We start from the raw sequence: 22584 nt of genomic DNA on the forward strand, positions 1-22584 counted from the left end.
TTAAAAATTATTGCTTATTTTAACAAGCTAAAGTAAAAATTCTTACTAGTTGTTATTTGTTTTTTACAGATTTTCATTTACTTTAAACTTAAATTTATGGGGGGGGGTATAATGCTTTTTTCAATTTAAATTTACAAGGAGTAATCAAATGAAACTTTCTTATTACACAAGTAAAGTTTTAATGGGAGTTAGCATTAGTGCTTTATTAAGCAGTGCTGCTTTAGCTCAAGAGATAAATCATGGAAATTTTTCTGATTTTTTTAACTATAAAGATGGAATTTGGAGTTTAGATTCTAAAGAAAATATAGAATTAAAAATAAGTCCGAGTATACTCCAACTATATCCTATCCAAGAAGGTATAAATGGGGCTGGAAAGACAATAAAAGAAATTAATATCAAAACAAGTGGTATTTTAACCATAGGATCTGATTCAGATTGGGTAGATCTAGGTGAAACTTCAACTAATGAAGCACGATATGATTTATATAGTGTTAATTTAGAAGCAAAAGAAATTATTTTAAATAAAGATCAAACTTCTTTAAAAGCAAATAAAGCTTTTAATATAAAAGGAAATGTTACACTTAATGGTAGCTCGCCTATAACAAATGATAATATAAGCAACGAAGAACTTGATAGACCTAGTTTAGATGTATGGAATGGATATGGCGAAAAAGATGGCTATATGAGCATACAAGGAAATTTAAATGTAAACAATTCTTTTATTGGTATATTTGATGCAAATAAAAAAGGTGGCTTAATCTCTGTAGATGGAGATGTAAATATAAAAGATTCAGCTATAGGCATAAGCACAAATAGTGTTTCAAATTTAGGTATAAACAACTATGTAGCTATAAAAACAACAGGCAATTTTAACCAAGATATAGATAAAAACATAGTAACGGCACTATATACTAAAGATATAACGAGCATGCTTGAAACAAGTAATTTACTTCCAAAAAATGTATTTTTTGAAGATACTGATTTGGCTCAATTTACAGATTATAAACTTAGTGTTTCTAATGATGGCAAAAGTCTTTTAATTAGCGGTGGTGCTAATGAAAATGTAAGAGATTTATCAAAAATATTAAAATCTGAAATTGATATTAGAAAAGAAGCTTTAGATAGCTTTAATAATATAAAAGAAGATATTAAAAGAAATGAAAATTTAGAAAATTCTGGATTTGGAACCTACCAAAAACCAGGATATATTGGCGATGATGCTATGCTTGAGGCCATAGCACAAGCAGAAAAAGAACTGCAAGAACAAATTAAAAAATTAGAACAACAAATCCAAGATATACAAGATAATGGTGGAAAATTTGATGGTGGTGATTTAGTTGAAAATATGAAAGATATTAGCTTAGAAAATAAAAATTTAGCTGTAAATATGCTAAATAGTATTTTAGATTCTAAACTTAGCAATGATGCTATCGCAGCACTCACTCTAGATACCACAGGAAAAAATCTAAACACACTTACCACAAATACAAAAGCAAGTGCAAAAGCTATAGTAAATAATGCTCAAAATTCTTCTGTTAATTCATCTATAGGTGTAGCAAATGACCTAGCAATTGGAACAAGAATAGCAAAACTTTCAAATCCTTATCAAGATAAAGCTTTAGTAGAAAAATTTGCTACAACCCATATAGCAGCACTAGCAAGCGATGTTTATAATTATTATGGAAATTCTTCATTTAATAATAGCTTTTGGGGTAATGTTTTTGGTGGTGCAAATATCATAGATGGAGATAGTGGTGCTTTATATGGATTTACACTAGGTGCTGATAGAAAAATCAATGATAATGCTTTGCTTGGTTTTTACTTTACTTATGCTGATTCAACTATCAAAGATGGAGTTATGGAACAAAAATCAGATAACTATCAATTTGGTATTTATTCTTTAATTAATCCAAACGATCAATGGGAAATTAATCTAAGAGCTTACGGGCAAATTTCTCCAACAGATCAAAGTGTTGTAATGTTAAATGATTCTAATAAGGCTGATTTTGATAGTAAATTCTTTGGTTTAAGTGCTAATGCCGGTAGAATTTTTAATCCAAATTCATCATCATTATTCATCAAGCCTTTTGCTGGTATAAATTACTACTACGCACACACTCCAAGTTATAAAGAAAGTGGTATGTTTGCAAAAGATGTTCAAAGTATGACAAATAATTCCATATCTTTAGAACTCAGTGCTGAATTTAGAAAATATATGAGCGAAACATCATATTTATTTATCACTCCAAAAATAGAACAATATGTAATGAATAATGGAGATGATTATATAGCTGGATTTGTTGGATCAAATTCAAATTTTATCATCAAAGGTAATGATAAGAAAAAAACTTATGGACAAATCATCATAGGTGGAAATGTAGATATTAACGAGCAATTTAGCCTAAATGCAGGTATTGGAGCTAAACAAATACTAGCTGGTAAAACAGATGGTAAAAATGAAACTTATGTAAGTGGTCAAGTAGGTTTTAAATACAAATTCTAAAAAAAATATTTTTTGAGAAACTCCTAAATGCTAGAGTTTTTCACTCTAGCATTTTAAAAATAAACCATTAATTCAATCATATAAATTGCATTTTTAAGAGTAAAATTGCTAAAATAATGCTTTTAATTTTAACCAAGGAAATATTTTGAGGGTCTTACTAGTTTTATTTTTATCAAGCCTAGCTCTTTTTGGTGCTGAAGCAACTATACCAACTGTAAATTTAAGCCTTAGTGCCCCAAATAGCCCTCAACAGCTCGTAACAACTTTAAATATAATTATAGTTTTAACTATACTAGCACTTGCTCCAACTATCATCTTTGTAATGACTTCATTTTTAAGACTTATAGTAGTTTTTTCTTTTTTAAGAACTGCTCTTGGCACACAAACCATGCCTCCAAATACTATCTTAGCGACACTAGCTTTGATTTTAACTTTTTTTATTATGGAACCTGTTGCTACAAAATCATACAATGAAGGCATAAAACCCTATATTGCTGAACAAATAGGCTATGAAGAAGCCTTTGCTAAAGGCGTTAAACCTTTTAAAGATTTCATGTTAAAAAATACCAGAGAAAAAGACTTAGCACTTTTTTATAGGATCAGAAATTTAGAAAATCCAAAAACCATAGATGATGTTCCTTTAACGGTTTTAGTGCCTGCTTTTATGATAAGTGAACTCAAAACTGCTTTTGAAATAGGCTTTTTACTTTTCTTGCCATTTTTAGTTATTGATATGGTAGTAAGCTCAGTGCTAATGGCTATGGGTATGATGATGTTACCACCTGTTATGATTTCCATGCCTTTTAAATTGCTTATTTTTGTTTTGGTAGATGGATGGAATTTGCTTATACAAAATCTCGTCAAAAGCTTTTTAACTTAGCAATTTAGAGCAAAAATATGTGTATTATTAGCTTTATTTGTATTTTTCTAAATCAAAGATTTTAAATGGCATTTGCTATATTTGGAAAATACCTTTATGATGATCTTGCCTTCACTCTTAAAGCTCACACTCAAAAAGAAAGTAAAAAAGCTTTTAAAATCATAGAAAAATATAAAAATCAATATTATTTTTTAGGCTATATTCAATATGAATTCTATAAATATCTAGAAGATAAAAATTATAAAAGCAAAGAGCCTTTTTTATATTTTTTTGCTTTTAAATCAAAAAAAATCTTTACAAACGAAGAAAAAAAATTAGACTTTTATCCAAGTTTTTCATCCAATTTAAACCAAGAAAAGTATTTTGAAAACTTTGACAAAGTCAAAGAAGCCATAGCTAAAGGTCAAAGTTATCAAGTTAATCTTACTCAAGAACTACGTTTACAATCAAATCTTAATGTGTATGAGAGTTTTTTAAGCCTTTATCCTAAGCAAAATACCCCCTATAAAGCTTATATGAAAAATGAATTTTTAGAATTGGCTTCATTTTCACCTGAACTTTTTTTTAAAATCAAAAATAAAAAAATCATCACAAAACCCATGAAAGGCACAATCAAACGCTCAAATAATCCAAAAGAAGATGAAAGTCTAAAAAACTTTTTAAAATGCGATGAAAAAACTATTAGCGAAAATGTAATGATAGTTGATTTATTACGCAATGATATTTCAAAACTCATCAAAAAACATTCTTTAAAATGCGAACTTTTTAAGGTTAAAACCTACCCTACCTTACACCAACTCATTTCAAAAATAAGTGGGAAATTAAAGCCAAAAAATGATTATTTTAAAATTTTCAAAGCCCTTTTTCCATGTGGATCTATCACAGGTGCACCCAAAATAGAAACTATTAAACTCATAGAAAATTTAGAGCAAAGAAAACGCGGGATTTATTGTGGAGCGATAGGTTTAATCCATAAAGATAAAGCAAAATTTAGCGTAGCCATACGCACTTTAGAGAAAAAAAATAATGATGATTTTTTAAGATATGGTGTAGGAAGCGGACTTGTGTGGGACTCACAAAAACAAGATGAATTTGAAGAATTAAAACTAAAAAGTAAAATTTTAAAACCTAACTTTTATTTATTTGAAACAATGTATTATAAAAATCATTCTATTTTATTTTTCAAAGAACATTTGACAAGAATTTTAAACTCAGCTAATTTTTTTGGCTTTGATACTCAAAGATTAAAACATGATTTTAAAAATATACTAGAGAGTAAAGATAAAAAATTCCATTTTAAATCTTTACAAAATTTTAACAATTTTGTTTTCAATCATCATCATTTTTTTACAAAAAGTAATTTTACTCAAAAAGGCTCAAAGACTATTAAATTAAAACTTTTTGAAAATGGCCTCTATGAGTTTGATTTTAGCAATATACAAGAAATTTCAAGCAAAAAACTACTCATAAGTAAAGACATCATAAAAGTAAATCTTTTAACACACCATAAAACTTCTCTGCGTAGTTTATATGAGGCAAATTCTCATCTATGGAAAGAAAATATTTGCTATGACATAGTTTTTTTTGATGAAAAAGGCATACTTTGTGAGGGTTCAAGAAGTAACATTATTATAAATTTAAATGATGAGTATTTTACCCCTTATGCTAAAAACTGCCTAAATGGTATTTATAGACAAACACTCTTAAAACACAAGCTCATCAAAGAAAAAGATATCACTAAAGATGAGCTTTTAAATGCTAAAGAAATTTATGCTATTAATTCTTTAAGAGGCTTAAAAAAGGTATTTTTGTGAAAGTTTTGATTATAGATAATTATGATTCTTTTACCTACACCATAGCCTTTTATTTAAAAGAATTAAACATTACTTATAAAATTATTAAAAACGATAAATTCAAAAATCCAAAAAAGCTTAAAAAATATGATTTTACCCATCTTCTAATCTCCCCTGGACCAAATTCTCCAAAAGAATCAAAGTTAAGTTTAAAAGCTATAAAATATTTTAAAAAAGATAAAAAAATTCTTGGAATTTGTCTAGGACACCAATGTATAGCACATGTTTTTGGTGGTAAAATTTCTAAACTTCCAAACCCAACTCATGGTAAGGTAAAAACTATAAAATTCAAACCAAACCCACTTTTTAAAAATATTAAACAAAATTTTAAAATTTGTTTATATCACTCTCTTTATGTTAATCATATAGGTAAAAAATGTGAAATTTTAGCCCATAGTGAAGATAATATCATCATGGCTTTAAAACATAAAAAATACGATATTTATGGAGTTCAATTCCACCCTGAAGCCATACTGAGTCAAAATGGCAAAAAGCTACTTAAAAACTTTCTTACTTTGCAATAATCTAATATTTATATTTTTTTCATTTACTTTAAACTTAAATTTAGGGGAGGGGTATAATGCTTTTTTCAATTTAAATTTACAAGGAGTAATCAAATGAAACTTTCTTATTACACAAGTAAAGTTTTAATGGGAGTTAGCATTAGTGCTTTATTAAGCAGTGCCGCTTTAGCTCAAGAAATTACTATTGCTGATGGCGATGGTAGTATGGAACAACATTTTGAAACAAATGATGGGCAACATTTTACTTTAAAAAATGATTATACTAATGGCAATTTAACCATAAATATCAACAATACAGATCTACCTAACAGCATAGCAAAAGAAGGCTATGAAGATCTTGCGACAGTGAATATTAATTTAGGTTCTAACGATCTTACTATTAAAAATATTTCACATGGAGATATTTCTACCTATGTAACAAATTATACCATCAATGCTAAAAAAACTGAAGCTATAGATGTAATATTTCAAAGCACAAATGGAAAATCTATCGTTAATGGAGATTTTAGTATAAAAGGTTCATCTAGTCCTACAGAAGGTGTTTTAGATGATATAAAATCTTCAGCTATTTTAATCGGCGATGGACATGGCCTACAAGGCTCTCTTGAAGTAAATGGAAATTTTACAGCAGATCAATCTACTCTATTTACTATAGGTGGTAATAAAAGTCAAAATCATATACAAGTAAATGGTAAAGCAAATATCACAAATTCAAACTTTTCCATAGGAACAACAAGTTTTGGTGATTTAGCTTTAAATAATTATGTTTTTATGAGTGCAAGTGAAGGGTTTAATGAAGATATAACAAGCTCAAACAAAGCTAGTGCAAACATAAGTAAAAATTTTGAAAGCATTGTTGGTATGAGCAACAAAGACTTAGGACTTGATTATGAAGTTGTAAGAGCTATGGATGTAAAAGATTTTGTTGAATATGAACTTTCTACAAAAGATAATAAGCTTTTAATTAGTGGTGGTGCAAATGAAAATGTAAATAACAATAAGATGATTCTAGAAAGCGATAAAAAATATCTAGAATTAATTAAAACTGATTTAGAAGATGCCAAAGATGATGAAGGTGTTAATATAGAAAAAATTGATGAAGCTATTGCAAAAATTAATGAGCAAATAAAACAAATTCAAGATATGATTAGCAATGCTGGAAGTGGAATAATCTCTAATGATGATTACATTAAAAACGATTCTAGTGTTTCAGCTTCTAACAAAGACTTTGTTTCTAAAATTTTAGATGGACTTAAAATTGGCGGAAATTTAAATGCAATAGGTAGTATTAAATTTGATAAAGTCGGGGAACAAGTAGCAAATGATATAAAAGATTCAGCTAAATCTATCTCAAATGTAAATCAAGCCTCATCAGGTATAAACTCAACTATCAATGTATCAAATGATGTATCTATAGGTTCTCGTGTAGCTATGTTAAATAATCCTTATGGAAATTACGCTACAAAATTATCTCAAATAAGATTTGCTACTAATGATTATAGAGGAAATTATATTGATAATTATAATAACAGCATTTGGGGTAATGTAATAGGCGGTGCAAACATCATAGATGGAGATAGTGGCTTTATATGGAGCCACTATAGGTATGGATAGAAAAATTAACGATGATGTTATTATTGGTGCTTATTTTACTTATGCAAACGCTGAAATAAAAGATAATCTTTTAACCCAAAAATCAGATAATTTCCAATTTGGTGCTTATTCTAATATCCATATAAGTCCAAAGGCAGAAGTTAATGTTAAGGCTTATGCTCAAATTTCTCCAACAGATCAAGATATTGTAAATAGAGGATTTAACACTACAAATAGTGCTGACTTTAATAGAAAATTCCTTGGTTTGAGTGCTAATATGGGATATATTTTTGATTTTAGTAATAATACCTTATTTATCAAACCTTTTGCCGGAGCAAACTACTACTATGCACATACCCCAAGCTATAAAGAAAACGGAATTGCAGGAAAAGATGTCAATAGCGCTAGTAATAATTCTATTTCTTTAGAACTTGGTGCTGAATTTAGAAAATATATGAGCGAAACATCATATTTATTTATCACTCCAAAAATAGAACAATATGTAATGAATAATGGAGATGATTATGTGGCGAGTTTAAATGGAGTAGCGCTACCTAGCGTAAAAAGTGATGATAAGAAAAAAACTTATGGACAAATCATCATAGGTGGAAATGTAGATATTAACGAGCAATTTAGCCTAAATGCAGGTATTGGAGCTAAACAAATACTAGCTGGTAAAACAGATGGTAAAAATGAAACTTATGTAAGTGGTCAAGTAGGTTTTAAATACAAATTCTAAAAAAATATTTTTTGAGAAACTCCTAAATGCTAGAGTTTTTCACTCTAGCATTTTAAAAACTCTCATATTCTTTAGCTATAAAAACTTCATCATCTTTTACAATTAATGGGCGTTTTATAAGCGTTGGATTTTGCAAAATCATCACTTTAATTTCATCTTGGTTTAAATTTTGAAGTTTTTCTTTATTTAACCCTAATTTTCTAGCACTCATACCCGCTGCATTTACAAGCTCTAAAACACTCCTTTTACTAAGCCAAAAATTTAAAGTTTCTTCATCTAGCTTTTTAATATCTAAAAATTCAAATTCAATTTGCTTAGAATTTAAATAATCCATGGCCTTTTTAACACTATTACAATTTTTAATACCATAAAATTTTAACATTTTCTTGCCTTTTTAACTAAGTCTGCTATGATAAATGCTAATTCTAAAGCTTGGTCAGCATTTAATCTTGGATCACATTGTGTTTCATAGCGTTTAGAAAGTTCTTCTTGAGTGATATTTAAAGAGCCTCCTACACATTCTGTTACATTTTGCCCTGTCATTTCCAAATGTACCCCACCAGGATACACTCCTTCACTCATAGCTATCTCAAAAAACGCACGCACTTCTTGAATAATTTTATCAAATTCTCTTGTTTTAAAATTACCTGATTTAACCGTATTTGCATGCATAGGATCTATGCTATAAAGTATATTAAACCCTTCTTGTTTTAACTCTTTAAATAATTTTGGCAAGGCATTTTCTATCTTATCACATCCCATACGGATGATGAAATTTAATCTTCCTGCTTCATTATGCGGATTTAAAATACTTACTAGCTTTTTTATTTCATCTAAATCATAATTAGCACTAAGCTTAACACCGAGTGGATTTTTTACTCCACTTAAAAAATGCACATGTGCTTCATCTGCTTTTCTAGTACGCTCACCTATCCAAAGCATATGTGCTGAACAATCATAAATTTCCCCGCTTAAACTATCTACTCTAGTTAAAGCTTCTTCATAAGGCAAAAGCAAGGCTTCATGGGAAGTATAAAAGGCTGTTTGGGAAAGATTTGGGGTATCAGTGATACCACAAGCTTGCATAAAAGCTAAAGCTTGAGTGATTTTTTCACTAAGTTCATTATATTTTTTCCCAAGCTCTGCTTTTTTTAAAAAACCCAAATTCCACTTATGCACTACTCTTAAATCCGCTAAACCACCTCTTGAAAAAGCTCTTAATAAATTTAAAGTTGTAGCACTTTGATAATACGCTTCTAGCATTCTTTTAGGATCGGCTATTCTTGATTTTTCATTAAATTCAAAACCATTAATAATATCCCCACGATAACTTGGAAGTGTTACTCCATCTACTTCTTCAAAATCACTACTTCTTGGCTTTGCAAATTGTCCTGCAACACGCCCTACTTTAACAATAGGACAAGATCCTGCAAAAGTAAGTACTATGGCCATTTGAAGCATAACTTTAAACATATCTCTTATATTATCAGCACCAAAATTTACAAAACTCTCTGCGCAATCTCCTCCTTGGAGTAAAAATGCTTGAGAATTTACAACATTAGCAAGGGATTTTTTTAACTTATCTACCTCACCTGCAAAAACAAGTGGTGGTAATTTTTCTAATTTTTTAACAACATCTTGTAGTTCATTTTCATCAGGATATTGCGGCTGTTGCTGAATTTTATAATTTTTCCAAGAATCTTTAGTCCATTTCATAGCTTAACTTCCTAATTTTAAGTAAGCTAAAATTATACAAAATGAGACTTAAATTAAGATTTCAAAACACTCTCAACGCGTTCAAGGCTATCTTGTTTATATAGAGTTAAACGCACTATAGAATCTTCTAGTGCTAAAAGATTATGAATTTCATTAGCTTTTAAACTAATGCTATCTAAAGATTTAAGTAGAATTTGCTGATTTAAAACTCCAAAATCAATAGAGCCTTTTAATACTTGTATAGTAATATCAAAAGGTGCTTTATGATCTTTCATAAAGCTATCCTTTGACATATTTATGCATATTTCCTTAGCATAAGCATTTTCTATTTTTTTAGATATATTTATGCCATTTTCAATTTCTTGTTCCCAAGAAATTACTTCATGCATTTGAGTTCTAAATTTCATTTTATTTTTTAAGTTCTTTAATACGAGCAGCCTTACCTCTTCTATCTCTTAAATAGAATAATCTAGCACGGCGTACACGACCTCTTCTTAATACTGTAATACTTTCTAAACTTTCACTATAAATAGGGAAAATTCTTTCAACACCTACATTATTAGCGCCTATTTTACGCACAATGAAAGTTTCATCTACACCATTTCCTCTACGCGCTATACAAATACCTTCAAAATTTTGAATTCTTGTTTTATCGCCTTCTTTAATGCGAATAGCAAGTCTTAAAGTATCTCCAGCACGAAATTCTGGAACATTTTTACCTTCAATTTGTTTTTGCTCAAATTGCTCAATGTATTTATTTTTCATAACGATATTCCTTAAAATTTGCGTTCATGCTTTTGATACAAATCAGGACGAAAATATTTCGTTTTGCAAGACGCCAAAGTAGTTTTTAAAGCTGTAATTTTAGCGTGATTTCCCTTTAAAAACTCTGAAGGAACATAAAATTTTTTATTTTCCTTTTCAAAAACAAATGGCTTAGAAAATGATGGTGCTTCTAATAAATCATTTTCAAAACTTTCTTCACTTAAACTTTCACTATTTCCAAGAACATCTTGAATATTTCTACTAATAGCATCACACATCACCAAAGATGCTAACTCTCCACCTGTAAGTATAAAATCTCCTATAGAAAACACTTCATTAGCAAATTCTTCCACAATACGCTCATCTAAACCCTCATATCTACTACATACAAAACAAATATGCTCTTTGACGCTTAATCTTTTAGCATCTATTTGCTTAAAAGTTTTAGCACATGGTAAAAGAAAAATAAAATGCGTATTTTTATCTTGGCTTTTAATATGCGTTAAACAATCATATAAAGGCTGAGCTTGTAATAAAAGTCCCGCACCACCGCCTATCTTATAATCATCTACTTTTAGATGTTTATTTGTAGTAAAATTTCTAGGATTAACAAAATCAAATTCTAAAATTCCTTTTTCTTTTGCCCTTGCCAAAATAGAAGTTTTAAAATAAGGCTCAATAAGCTCTGGGAATAAACTTACAAAAGTATATTTCATGAATTTTCTAAAATATCTAAAGCAGATTGTGTGAATATTTTTTTATTTTCTATATCAACTTTTTGAATATATTTATCAACATAAGGAATATAAAAGTTTTTAACCTTTGTCTGTAGTTTTTCATCGCATTTTATACAGAATAAAAATCCAGCTCCATTTTCTAAAATATCTTCAACTATACCTAATTTTTGTTCATTTTCAAAAATTTCACAGCCTATAATATCAAAATAAAAATACTCATCTTTTTTTAACTTACAAGTTTCTTTTGTAGTTTTTATGCTTTGAAATAGTGTAATATTAGTTAGTTTTTTTGCAGATTCTAAATTCTCAAAATCTTCAAATAAAACCAAAGATCTTGTTTTATCGAAAGCTTTTATGGTGTAAATTTTTTGATTACCATCAAAAAATTTAGCACCTGCTTTAAACTGCTCATAAAAATCACTTAAATTATGTAATTTTACATAACCTTTCAAACCAACACTTTTCCCAAGTTTAGCAACTTGGACCAAATCATTCTTCAATAGCTTTTACCGTTATACGATATGAAGTTGCATCTTTAACTTTATAAGCCATAATAACTGTTTTTATTGCGTTGATTAATTTCCCATTTTTTCCGATCAACTTACCAGTGTCAGTTGGATCAACATAAATGATAATTTCAGCAAAATTGTTTTCTAAATTTTGTTTTTGTATATCAACTTTTTCAGGAAAATCAACAATTAATTTTGCGTATTCTCTTAAAAAATTTTCAACCATTTTTACTTGCTTGTAATAGCTGCTACTCTATCGCTTAATTTAGCACCTACGCTCTTCCAATAAGCTAAACGCTCAGCATCAAATTTTACTACTTCAGGTTCAACCATAGGATTATAATATCCAATGCTTTCTATCCAACTACCATCGCGTCTTTTTCTACTATCAGTTACAACTATACGATAAAATGGTCTTTTTTTGCGTCCCATTTTTGTAAGTCTGATTACTGTCATTTTAATACTCCTAAAAAAATTAAAATTTTGTTATAGATATTTTAACTCATATATCCATAAAAAAGCTTTAATTATTGCGGTCTTTTAGCTTGCTGCAACATATTCATAAAATTTTCCATTCCTTTTTTGTTTGAAAATTTCTTTGCCAACTTAGCCGCATTACTAAATTGTTTTAAAAAGCGATTTACTTCCATTTGAGATAAACCAGCACCCTCTGCAATACGACGCTTTCTTGCGTTGTTTAACAAATCAGGATTTTCTCTTTCTTTTGGCGTCATTGATGAAATCATTGCTTTAATATGAATAATTTCTTTAGAATTATCCAAATCAATATCTTTAATATTTGCTGCCATAGATGATAAACCAGGTATCATACCAATGATTGATTTCATACTACCAAGTTTTTTAACACTTTCCATTTGATTTAAAAAGTCATTGAAATTAAATTCACCTTTTTTGATTTTTTTATTAAGTTTTTTTGCTTCTTTTTCATCTATAATAGCGGCAGTTTTTTCAGCCAAAGTCGCCAAATCACCTTCACCCATGATACGATTAACAATCCTATCAGGGATAAATACTTCTAAATCAGCTACTTTCTCACCAACACCAATAAATCTTAAAGGCACACCAATTTGTTTAGCTATACCTAGCGCAACACCACCTTTAGTATCTGCATCAAATTTACTTAAAATAACCCCAGTGATTTCTAAAGCTTCATTAAAGCTACTTGCTGTTTTAACTCCATCTTGACCACTCATAGCATCAGCTACATAAAATACTTCATCAGGATTTAAAATAGCTTTTACTTCTTTAAGCTCATTCATCAAAGCTATATCAATTGCCAAACGGCCGGCAGTATCTACAAGCAAAACATCATACATAGAATTTTTTGCTTTTTCTAAAGCTTGTTTAGCTACATTTAAAGGATTACTTTCATTTTCTATGAAAAATAAATCAAGCTCATTAGCTTGAGTGAGTTGTCTTAATTGCTCTACCGCAGCTAATCTTTGCAAGTCACATGCAGCAATTAATACTTTTTTATTTCTTAGTTTTAAGTAATTAGCAATTTTTACCGTAGTAGTTGTTTTACCACCACCTTGCAAACCACACATCAAAACAACCGTAGGTGGCTTACTAGCAAATACAAAACCTTGATTTTTACCTTTAACACTAAGAATTTCTTCTAAATTTTTCTTAATTGAGTCTAAAAATTGCTTTTGGCCTATGCCATTAGTTTTTACATCATTTTCTACTAAAGTGAGTAATTCTTTCGTAACTTTATGATGTACATCTGCTTTTAAAAGGGCCTTTTTTAAAGTGTCAAGAGCATTTTTTAAAGCTTTTTCATCATCAACAAAACGAAGTTTATTAACCGCGGATTTAAATGACTCACTAACTATTTCAAACACTTTATTTTCCCTTTATTAAAATTTTAAAAAGCTAAATTATAAACCCTTTTAGCTTTAAACGCCTTTAAAAATTTAAATTTTTTATTTCAAAACCATAAGCATTAAAACTCTCATCAAGCAAAGCTTTAAATTGATAATCAAAAATATGCGTTTCATAAGAATGCAAATACATTCTAGAAGAGCTATTTTTTGCATATTTTTCATCGCCAATAATACCATGTTTTATATGATTTAAATGCACTCTGATTTGATGTGTTCTACCTGTTTTAATGACCGCTTTTATTAAAGTTTTTTTTGCATTTACCATTAAAGGTATAACCTGAGTATGAGCTTCTAAGCCAAAAAATTTATCGATTTTACTAAAAGCTCCGGATTTATTTTTTATAGTAGTTATTTTTTCACAAATTTCAAGTTCTTCAGCAATTACTCCATCGACAATAGCTAAATAGCTTTTATAAACATTTTGTTTTTTATACTCTTGAATGCATTTTAGTCTAAATTCCTCATCTTTACTTAAAAGCAAAACTCCACTTGTTTCTTTATCAAGCCTGTTAATTAATTTAGCATTATAAACACCTTCTAAATTCTCGCTAATTTCCCCATAAGGCTTATTTAAAGCTATGATTTTATCATCTTCAAAAAGTATTTTTGCTTTTTTTATTTTTTGCACGACAAATCTTGTTTTTGAGCTCATCAAAGCTCTAGCTATAACAACCTTTTTTCCCATAGCAAAAACACAACCTTTATCAATCAAATCCTTTGCTGCATTATTAGAAATTTTTTCTTGCATTGCAAGCAATTTATAAGCTTTTTCTTGCATCTAAACCTTCTTTTATACTTAATATAATTTCATTTAAATCATTTTGCTCTTTGACTCGTGCTTGTGATAATTTTTGCTTTAAAAAATCATTTATATCTTTTACACTCTCACAAATATACAAATCATCAACTTCTTGATATAAACTTTCTTGATTAAAATAATATTTCCCCGAGATAATAACATTATTCCATCTAGCCGCTTCTATAGGATTATGCCCACCTATATTTTTTACAAAAGAGCCACACAAAAAAACTACATCACTAATCTTATAAAAACTTTCTAGCTCACCCAAAGTATCTAGTAATAAACACTTGGTCTTAAAAAAATTTGCAAAATCATTTTCACTTAAAGTAAAGTCTGAAAATTTTTGCATATTATAATGATTTTTTTGGCAAAAATCTTTTAAAATCCCCTCAACCTCGCCAAAACGCTCCGGATGTCTTGGAGCGATAATTAATCTATCATTTTCTTCTAGTTTAATCTCATTAAGCAATAATAGTTCTTCATTTTCATGCGTACTAGCAAATATAACAACCCTAGCCTTAGGTTTTGAATAATTTTTCACTTGTTCTTGTTTTATATATGCTTTGATATTTTTATATGCTGCAACATTTTTAGCACCCAAACACTCTAACCTTTCTTTGTCTTTTTGACTTTGCGCAAACACAACATCAATATATTTAAAAATCAAACGATAAAAAAAGCTAAAACGCTTGTAGTTTTTTAAAGATCTATCACTAATCCTAGCATTTAATAAAATAACTTTTGCATTATAAAATTTAGCCATCAATACAAGCATAAGCCAAAGCTCTGCTTCAAAAATAATCAAAACTTTGCAAGGTTTCATCCAAAAAGGTATAAAAATTTCAAATGGTAAAAAATTTACTTTTTTAGAATGTCTTAAAGCTTCATTAAATCCGGTTTGCGTGATAGTTGAAATTTTACAAGTTGGAAAAAGTTTTATTAAGGGAACAATGCTTTTAATCTCCCCAAAGGAGCAAGCATGAAAATATATATCTCCTTGTTCTTGTTTTAAGTTTTTGTAAAGAAAAAATCTAGATTTTAAAGACGCTTTATATTTTTCTTTACAAAAACTTAAAATCAACAAAAAAGGAACTGCGATTACATATATAATCACAGCAAAAATGTAATAAAAAAAAATCAATTTTGATTTTCTTCTTTTTCTTTATATAAAATTCTTCCACAATGCGGACAAGTTACGATTTCATCACCTTTTAAAACTGCTAAATAAGTTTTATCATAAATTCTCATAAAACAGCCATAACAAGCATGTTTTTTCACAGGAACTACAGCACTATTTCCCGCCCATTTTCTAATTTTCTCATAAAAAGTTAAAACTTTTTGATTTATTTCGCCAACCAGCTTTACTTTTTTATCATAAATCTCTAATCTTTCTTTTTCAATATCAACTAATACAACTTTTGTTTGAGCATCTATTTGATCCACTTCATTTTCAAGTTCAGTTCTCTTAGTTTGCAATTCTTGTATAAATTTTTCTTTGTTTTCTAAAATTTTATCTAATCTTTCTATCTCTTCATTTGCTGCATCAAGTTGCTCTTTAGCTATATCTTCTTCGATTTTTAAAGCATTTGCTTCTTTTTCAGTTTTCACTGCAGCACTTTTTTTGGCTATTTCTTTAATTTTCACACCAAATTCTGCAATATGGTTATTGTTTTGTATTTTTTGATTTTCTATATCTTTAATATCTTTTTCAAAACCTGCAATTTCTTCTTCAGTTTTATCAAGCAAATTACGCTTTTCTTTTAAATCTTTTGTAGCATCTTCTACTTTATTTGCAAAACCATCTAACTCTTTATCAATTTGCGATAAAGCTATAAGTTGTTCTAAATATTTATTCATTGATTTTTTCCTTAAAAATATTGAAATGGATTTTTTGAAACTGATATTATAACTTCTAAATGAAATTTTTGCAAATCTTTTGCTAAAATTTCACCAAAGTATGACTCACTTTCATAGTGACCTATATCAATCAAATTGAGTTTATTATGATAACTTTCTAAGGCCTGATGATACTTAAAATCTCCACTTAAAAAACAATCTGCTTTTACACTAGAAATCAAATCTCCACCACTGCCTGTACATATTGCTAAAGTTTTTATTTTTTCTTGATGAGCATTAACAACCCTAATATGATTAAGTTTTAAACACTTTTTAACATGATCAACTAATGTATCTAATTGAAAATCTACATCACAATAGATCAAAAATTCATTTTGTTCTTTGATCTTAAAACCCAAAATTTCGCTAGTAAAATAAGTATTTAAATGACTTAAATCAAAATTTGTATGCATAGCAATCAAGGCTATATTTTTTTGTATCATTTTTGTAAGAAGATTTTGCGGATAAAGCACTCCACTTAAATTCTTCAAACCTTTAAAAATTAAAGGATGATGGACTATAAAAAGTGAATTTTCGCTTGCATTTTCAATTAAATGCATATCTACATCAAGCGCAAGATAAATCTTATTTACATCTTGATCGAAATTTCCAAGCAATAAACCACTATTGTCCCATGAACTTTGCGTATTAAATGGACTAATAGTATCTAAATAATCATAAATTTCTTTAATTTTCATCTAAACTTTCTTTATATACTAAAGCACAACTTTTAGATAATTCTCTAATTTTAAGCATAAAATCTTGTCTTTGAGTTACTGAAATAGCCCCTCTTGCATCAAGCAAGTTAAAAGTATGTGCTGCTAACATACAATAATCATATGCTGGTAAAGCAAGTTTTGCATCTAATGCATTTTTACACTCATTGTAAGCATTTTCAAATTGTACATTTAAAGTTTTTACATCACTTACTTCAAAATTATATTTACTAAATTCAAACTCGCCTTGCTTATGAACATCTTTATAGGTAATTTTTTCGCCGTTAAATTCATTCCAAACTATGTCATATACATTATCTACATCTTGTAAATACATTGCAAGTCTTTCCAAGCCATAAGTAATTTCAGCACTAACTAAATCTACGCTTATACCACCAACTTGTTGAAAATAAGTAAATTGTGTAACTTCCATACCATCAAGCCAAACTTCCCAGCCCAAACCCCAAGCACCTAAACTTGGACTTTCCCAATTATCTTCAACAAAACGAATATCATGTGATTTCAAATCAAAGCCTAAATTTTCTAAACTTTTTAAATATAATTCTTGGATATTATCAGGACTTGGTTTAATTAAAACTTGAAATTGATAATAAGCACCCAACCTATTAGGATTTTCACCATATCTTCCATCAGTTGGTCTTCTACTTGGTGCTACATAAGCAGCCGCCCAAGGTTTTTTACCTAAACTTCTTAAAAAAGTTGCCGGGTGAAAAGTCCCTGCACCTGCTGGAAAATCATAAGGTTGCATAATAGCACAACCTTGCTTTTGCCAAAATTCTTGTAAATTTAAAATCATTTGAGAAAAAGTCATTTTTCTTCCTTTAATTCTTCAGACTTCTCAGGCGAATTTGCATATAATTCCACTGTTTTATTCCACATCATTTTATATTTTCTTTTTAGAAATTCAACTTCATTGCGCGCATATTTAAGTTGCTCGTTAAGATTTTCTATAGTTTTTCTATCCTCATCATAAAGCTCTTGCATAGAATAAAGAGCATCTTTTAAAAATTTATTTTCACCCTTTAAAGCTTCTAAGGTTTCATCCTTAGCATCAAGAACTTTTTCATGTAAATTTAAAATAGTCCCTATAGTTTTTTCTACAAAACTTTCTCCTGCCAAGGTCATAGAATTTACCATAGCAGGTTGCTTTGAACTTGAAGGAACTACACTAAAAGTACCTTGATTAGCTTCTATATAAATTTTACCTTCTTCTTCTTTGAAATTTAAAGCACCATTTGCCATCATTCCTTTTACAACATCTTCGGATAAATGAACTAACTGACAAAATTCTTTTAATTCCAAGTAAGTTTGCATATACGCTCCTTAAAGAAAAACTTCGATTGTATTAGAATCTTGGATTAATTTTTCTTGTTGTTTTTGTCTATCTTCTAATAATTTTTGCGCTAAAGACTCATCTTCTATTGCTAAAATTTGCACTGCCAAATAAGCTGCATTAATAGCCCCTGCTTTACCTATAGCCACAGTTGCTACAGGAATTCCACTTGGCATTTGCACAGTAGAAAATAAAGAATCCATGCTAGCTAAATTACTTCCTGGCATAGGTATACCTAAAACAGGTTTTGTTGTATGTGCTGCAACAGCTCCTGCTAAATGAGCTGCCATACCCGCTGCAGCAATAAATACTTTTGCACCTTTTTCTTCAGCATTTTTGATGTATTCTTGGGTTCTTTGAGGACTTCTATGAGCTGAAGTGATCAAGACTTCATATTTTACATCAAATTTTTCCAAAATTCCTAAAGCTTCTTTTACTATATCATAATCACTCTTACTTCCCATCAATATGGAAACAAATTTCATTCAACACTCCTTCTTAAAAAGCTAAATTCTGGAAGTTTAAATGGCAAAGTAATTTCATTTTCATTACCACTATGAATTTCACTAAATTCTTTATTGTTTTTTGCTAATAATTGTTTAAACACTATGAAATTTTTTCCTTCATTTTCATATACTAAACCTAGTTTATTTTCCCCTAATTCTATATTAGAATCAACCGGAGCTAGAATTTCATATTCTTTGTTTAATTCTATCTTACCCTTACATTTAAAAAATTCACCATCTTCACTAATAGCATGCACTTGATGGGTTCCTTCTTCTATACTTGTATTATGATTTATTGAATCGGTTTTTTCATAAGCTCTTGAAACTAAATATCCATCTGTAAAACCTCTGTGTTTTAAAGTATGAATTTCTTTTTCATACTTAGCCGCATCAAAAGTATTTTGCAATACATCTTGCACTGCCATTTTATAAGTTCTTGTAGTCAAAGCTACATAATACTCGCTTTTCGTTCTTCCTTCTATTTTAAAAGCATGAATGCAACCTTCTTGCATAATTTTTTGAATATACGAGCTTAAATTTAAATCTTTAGAATTAAACACATGCGTGCCATTCTCATCTTCTTCAAGTCTAAAAAGTGTATTAGTTTCTGGGTTCTTTGCATAAAGTTCATAGTTAAATCTACAATCATTTGCACATGATCCACGATTACTCATGCGTCCACTTTGCACTGAGCTTATCAAACATCTGCCAGAATACGCAAAACACATAGAACCATGGACAAAACTTTCAAGTTCTATGTCACAATTATTTTTCAAATCTTTTGCATCTTTTAAACCAAGTTCCCTTGCTATAACAACACGCTTAGCTCCCATATCTTTATAAACTTGAGCGTCTAAGTAATTTAAAATATTAGCTTGGGTTGATACATGAAGATTGATTTCAGGTGCAAGCTCTTTAACCAAACGCATAGCACCTACAGAAGCTACTATAAAAGCATCGGGTTTCATTTCTTTTAATTTTAAAATATGCCTTTTCAAACCTTCAATTTGTGAGCTAAAATGAAATCCATTAATCGTTACATAAATTTTTTTTCCTTTTGCATGCGTGTACTCAATAGCTTCTTTAAAAGTTTCATAATTAAAATCTCTAGCAGTTCTTGCTCTTAATGAAAAATTACTCACACCTGCATAAACAGCATCAGCTCCATAAGCTAAAGCTATTTTTAATTTTGTAAAATTACCTGCAGGAGCTACTATTTCAGGAATAATCATTTTTTTCCTAAACTTGCGATTAATGCCTCAATATCATCATTACTTACAACATCTGCAGTTGTATCTCCTTCGATATGCACAGCAGATCCCACGCGTTTTTCATCATCAATTTTACCTTCAAACAAACTACTCATATATCTACTTAAAGCTCTCATAACATTAATAACACGCTCAATTTTTTGACGATGAATATCTTGATATTGCATAGCATCCATTGCCATCATAACTTCATCTTGTCCAGTTTGCAAACAACCTGTAATCTCATCTATGATATTTTTAGCATTGTTATTTATTTCAATAGCTTCTTTAAAGCTTACCACATTAGGAAATTTTGCATTTAATTTTTCAAAAATTTCTATATTTTTATTTAAAGCATCACTGATTACACAAAGATCACTCTCAGAATTTGCAAAAAAATCGTTAATAGCTTCTAATTTTTCCATCATCTCTGTGGCTTTTATTTCACTATCTCTTGTAACATCATCAAGTTGATGTACAACTTTATGTTCTTTACTAGGTGGTGGTGGTGGCCAAGCCATATCCGCTCTTGCTTTATAATCACCATTAATCATATCATTAACAATTTGCTTATTTTTTTCCTCATCTTCATAATCTGTATCTGGTTTTTCTTCTGCTTCTTCTACAGAATCAAGATCTAAGTCTTCAGTGCCATTCATTAAAGCATCTAATTCTTCTTGAGTCATTGTTACACCTTTTTTAATAAAAAAACTAATGCGAGATTATATTACAAAAAAATATAAATCAACATTAATTTTACCAATTAATTATTTTTTTACACAAAATAATCTTTTTTTTAATTTGATTATAAAAAAAATATTAATTTAAACTTAATTTAAAAAAAATATACTACAATCTATAAAATAAATTAAAAAACCCAAAAAATAAAAAGGAGAAAAAATGGGTAAATTTGTAAATAACATTGATGAGTTTTTTAGTTATTGTCAAGAACATGAAGTTTTATTTGTTGATTTTAGATTTACTGATATGATAGGCACTTGGCATCACATCACTTATAATATAAAAGCAATTGATGATAAAACCTTTGAAAACGGAATTCCTTTTGACGCAAGCTCTTTGCATGGTTGGCAGCCTATAGAAAAATCAGATATGATTTTAAAACCTGATGTGGAAAGTGCGTTTTTAGATCCTTTTACAGCTGATCCTACTATCATAGTAATTTGCGATGTATATGATATTTACAAAGATCAAATGTATGAAAAATGTCCAAGAAGTATTGCTAAAAAAGCAATGCAACACTTAAGCACAAGCAATATCGCTGATACTGCTTATTTTGGTCCTGAAAATGAATTTTTTATTTTTGATAATGTAAAAATAGTTGATTCTTCTCACTGTGCAAAATATGAAGTAGATACTGAAGAAGGTGAATGGAATGATAATAAAGATTTTACAGATAGTTACAATAGTGGACATCGCCCAAGAAATAAAGGTGGATATTTTCCTGTAAGTCCTATTGATTCTAGTGTGGATATTAGAGCTGAAATGGTACAAGTTTTAGAAAGAGTTGGTTTAAAAACTTTCGTACATCATCATGAAGTAGCACAAGGACAAGCTGAGATTGGTGTAGAATTTGGGAATTTAGTTGAAGCTGCTGATAATGTACAAATTTATAAATATGTAGTTAAAATGGTAGCACATTTAAATGGAAAAACAGCGACCTTTATGCCAAAACCACTCTATGGAGATAATGGAAGTGGTATGCATGTACATATGAGCCTTTGGAAAGATGGAGTAAATTTATTTTATGATAAAGAAGGATATGGAAAATTAAGTGAATATGCGATTAATTACATCGGTGGAATTTTAGCTAATGCAAGAAGTGTTGCCGCATTTACCAATCCTAGTTCAAATTCTTATAAAAGAATAGTTCCAGGTTTTGAAGCACCTTGCATACTAACTTATTCTTGCCAAAATCGCTCTGCAAGTTGTCGCGTGCCTTATGGTATTAATGAAAAAAGCGCAAGAGTTGAAATAAGATTTCCTGATAGCACTTCCAATCCTTACCTAGCTTTTACAAGCTTGCTTATGGCAGGACTTGATGGTATTAAAAATAAAACCATACCGGTAGGTCCTATGGATGAAAATTTATTTGCACTAACCCTAGATGAGATTAGAGAAAAAGGTATAGAGCAATTACCTCACACTTTAAGAGGATCTTTGGAAGCACTCATTAGAAAAAATGCCTTCTTAAAGCCTGTTATGAGTGATGTATTTATTGATGATTATCAACATATGAAATTTGAAACCCAAGTATGGCCTGTAGAAGCTAGACCAACTGCATATGAGTTTAAAACTTGCTATTCATGCTAATCT

General features: G+C 29.2%; 23 protein-coding genes and 1 pseudogene. 6 read left to right on the top strand and 18 right to left on the bottom strand.

Features of this window, described 5'->3' with window-relative positions:
- Positions 1-148: 148 nt before the first annotated feature.
- The 5 genes and pseudogenes from L8X28_RS00515 (at position 149) to L8X28_RS00535 (ending at position 8092) form a co-directional block, all read left to right on the top strand.
- Complete coding sequence (locus L8X28_RS00515) at positions 149-2503, top strand: autotransporter outer membrane beta-barrel domain-containing protein (RefSeq protein ID WP_263665217.1); 2355 nt, start codon at positions 149-151, stop codon at positions 2501-2503.
- 145 nt (positions 2504-2648) lie between these two features.
- The gene (gene fliP / locus L8X28_RS00520) at positions 2649-3383 is read left to right on the top strand and encodes a flagellar type III secretion system pore protein FliP (protein ID WP_133318758.1); all 735 of its coding nucleotides are present in this window, start codon (positions 2649-2651) and stop codon (positions 3381-3383) included.
- A 65-nt stretch (positions 3384-3448) separates the two neighbouring features.
- Positions 3449-5197: a bifunctional anthranilate synthase component I family protein/class IV aminotransferase gene (locus tag L8X28_RS00525; protein ID WP_263665218.1), complete on the top strand. Its 1749-nt coding sequence runs from the start codon at positions 3449-3451 to the stop codon at positions 5195-5197.
- Positions 5194-5760 carry an anthranilate synthase component II gene (locus L8X28_RS00530; RefSeq protein WP_263665219.1) on the top strand — a complete coding sequence of 189 codons (567 nt, stop codon included), beginning with the start codon at positions 5194-5196 and terminating at the stop codon, positions 5758-5760. The genes L8X28_RS00525 and L8X28_RS00530 overlap by 4 nt, the downstream gene beginning before the upstream one ends.
- Before the next feature lie 93 nt (positions 5761-5853).
- Positions 5854-8092: pseudogene (locus tag L8X28_RS00535) on the top strand (autotransporter outer membrane beta-barrel domain-containing protein).
- A 52-nt stretch (positions 8093-8144) separates the two neighbouring features.
- On the opposite strand, the gene L8X28_RS00545 reads toward L8X28_RS00535, so the two are convergent.
- From L8X28_RS00545 to L8X28_RS00630, 18 genes are all read right to left on the bottom strand, one after another.
- A complete protein-coding gene (locus L8X28_RS00545) occupies positions 8145-8474 on the bottom strand; it encodes a Spx/MgsR family RNA polymerase-binding regulatory protein (RefSeq protein ID WP_263665222.1) in 330 nt (109 codons plus the stop codon).
- The gene (locus L8X28_RS00550; RefSeq protein ID WP_173776788.1) at positions 8468-9808 is read right to left on the bottom strand and encodes a class II 3-deoxy-7-phosphoheptulonate synthase; all 1341 of its coding nucleotides are present in this window, start codon (positions 9806-9808) and stop codon (positions 8468-8470) included. The genes L8X28_RS00545 and L8X28_RS00550 overlap by 7 nt, the downstream gene beginning before the upstream one ends.
- A gap of 53 nt (positions 9809-9861) precedes the next feature.
- Positions 9862-10215, bottom strand: a complete 354-nt coding sequence (locus L8X28_RS00555; RefSeq protein WP_243705616.1) for a cupin domain-containing protein — start codon at positions 10213-10215, stop codon at positions 9862-9864.
- Between the two features lies 1 nt (position 10216).
- Positions 10217-10573 (bottom strand): 50S ribosomal protein L19, encoded by a 357-nt coding sequence (gene rplS, locus L8X28_RS00560; RefSeq protein WP_012661698.1) that lies wholly within the window; start codon positions 10571-10573, stop codon positions 10217-10219.
- Between the two features lie 11 nt (positions 10574-10584).
- Positions 10585-11289 carry a tRNA (guanosine(37)-N1)-methyltransferase TrmD gene (trmD, locus tag L8X28_RS00565; RefSeq protein ID WP_133318752.1) on the bottom strand — a complete coding sequence of 235 codons (705 nt, stop codon included), beginning with the start codon at positions 11287-11289 and terminating at the stop codon, positions 10585-10587.
- On the bottom strand, positions 11286-11810 hold the full coding sequence (gene rimM / locus L8X28_RS00570) for a ribosome maturation factor RimM (RefSeq protein WP_133318751.1): 525 nt from the start codon (positions 11808-11810) through the stop codon (positions 11286-11288). The genes trmD and rimM overlap by 4 nt, the downstream gene beginning before the upstream one ends.
- On the bottom strand, positions 11800-12045 hold the full coding sequence (locus L8X28_RS00575) for a KH domain-containing protein (protein ID WP_043019956.1): 246 nt from the start codon (positions 12043-12045) through the stop codon (positions 11800-11802). The genes rimM and L8X28_RS00575 overlap by 11 nt, the downstream gene beginning before the upstream one ends.
- Before the next feature lie 2 nt (positions 12046-12047).
- Positions 12048-12275 (bottom strand): 30S ribosomal protein S16, encoded by a 228-nt coding sequence (gene rpsP / locus L8X28_RS00580; RefSeq protein ID WP_012661702.1) that lies wholly within the window; start codon positions 12273-12275, stop codon positions 12048-12050.
- Between the two features lie 71 nt (positions 12276-12346).
- On the bottom strand, positions 12347-13684 hold the full coding sequence (gene ffh, locus L8X28_RS00585) for a signal recognition particle protein (protein ID WP_220566836.1): 1338 nt from the start codon (positions 13682-13684) through the stop codon (positions 12347-12349).
- A gap of 64 nt (positions 13685-13748) precedes the next feature.
- Positions 13749-14504 carry a pseudouridine synthase family protein gene (locus tag L8X28_RS00590; protein WP_263665225.1) on the bottom strand — a complete coding sequence of 252 codons (756 nt, stop codon included), beginning with the start codon at positions 14502-14504 and terminating at the stop codon, positions 13749-13751.
- Positions 14485-15669, bottom strand: coding sequence for a lipid IV(A) 3-deoxy-D-manno-octulosonic acid transferase (waaA, locus tag L8X28_RS00595; RefSeq protein WP_263665226.1), 1185 nt, complete (start codon positions 15667-15669; stop codon positions 14485-14487). The genes L8X28_RS00590 and waaA overlap by 20 nt, the downstream gene beginning before the upstream one ends.
- Positions 15666-16385, bottom strand: a complete 720-nt coding sequence (locus tag L8X28_RS00600; RefSeq protein ID WP_133318747.1) for a zinc ribbon domain-containing protein — start codon at positions 16383-16385, stop codon at positions 15666-15668. Before L8X28_RS00600 ends, waaA begins: the two co-directional genes overlap by 4 nt.
- Positions 16386-16396: 11 nt before the next feature.
- Positions 16397-17122, bottom strand: a complete 726-nt coding sequence (locus L8X28_RS00605; RefSeq protein WP_133318746.1) for a Nif3-like dinuclear metal center hexameric protein — start codon at positions 17120-17122, stop codon at positions 16397-16399.
- Positions 17112-17972: a glycine--tRNA ligase subunit alpha gene (gene glyQ / locus L8X28_RS00610; RefSeq protein ID WP_263659059.1), complete on the bottom strand. Its 861-nt coding sequence runs from the start codon at positions 17970-17972 to the stop codon at positions 17112-17114. Before glyQ ends, L8X28_RS00605 begins: the two co-directional genes overlap by 11 nt.
- Positions 17969-18475, bottom strand: coding sequence for a DUF3972 domain-containing protein (locus L8X28_RS00615; RefSeq protein ID WP_220566839.1), 507 nt, complete (start codon positions 18473-18475; stop codon positions 17969-17971). Before L8X28_RS00615 ends, glyQ begins: the two co-directional genes overlap by 4 nt.
- Positions 18476-18484: 9 nt before the next feature.
- Positions 18485-18979, bottom strand: coding sequence for a 5-(carboxyamino)imidazole ribonucleotide mutase (gene purE, locus L8X28_RS00620; protein ID WP_133318743.1), 495 nt, complete (start codon positions 18977-18979; stop codon positions 18485-18487).
- On the bottom strand, positions 18976-20232 hold the full coding sequence (locus tag L8X28_RS00625) for a peptidase U32 family protein (RefSeq protein ID WP_263665227.1): 1257 nt from the start codon (positions 20230-20232) through the stop codon (positions 18976-18978). Before L8X28_RS00625 ends, purE begins: the two co-directional genes overlap by 4 nt.
- The gene (locus L8X28_RS00630) at positions 20229-20936 is read right to left on the bottom strand and encodes a chemotaxis protein (protein ID WP_133318741.1); all 708 of its coding nucleotides are present in this window, start codon (positions 20934-20936) and stop codon (positions 20229-20231) included. The genes L8X28_RS00625 and L8X28_RS00630 overlap by 4 nt, the downstream gene beginning before the upstream one ends.
- Before the next feature lie 214 nt (positions 20937-21150).
- On the opposite strand from L8X28_RS00630, the gene glnA reads away from it, so the two are divergent.
- Positions 21151-22581 (top strand): type I glutamate--ammonia ligase, encoded by a 1431-nt coding sequence (gene glnA / locus L8X28_RS00635; protein WP_133318740.1) that lies wholly within the window; start codon positions 21151-21153, stop codon positions 22579-22581.
- Positions 22582-22584 lie beyond the last annotated feature (3 nt).

The organism is Campylobacter sp. CNRCH_2016_0050h (assembly GCF_025772605.1).
In the GTDB taxonomy this organism is placed as follows: Bacteria; Campylobacterota; Campylobacteria; order Campylobacterales; family Campylobacteraceae; genus Campylobacter_D; species Campylobacter_D lari_D.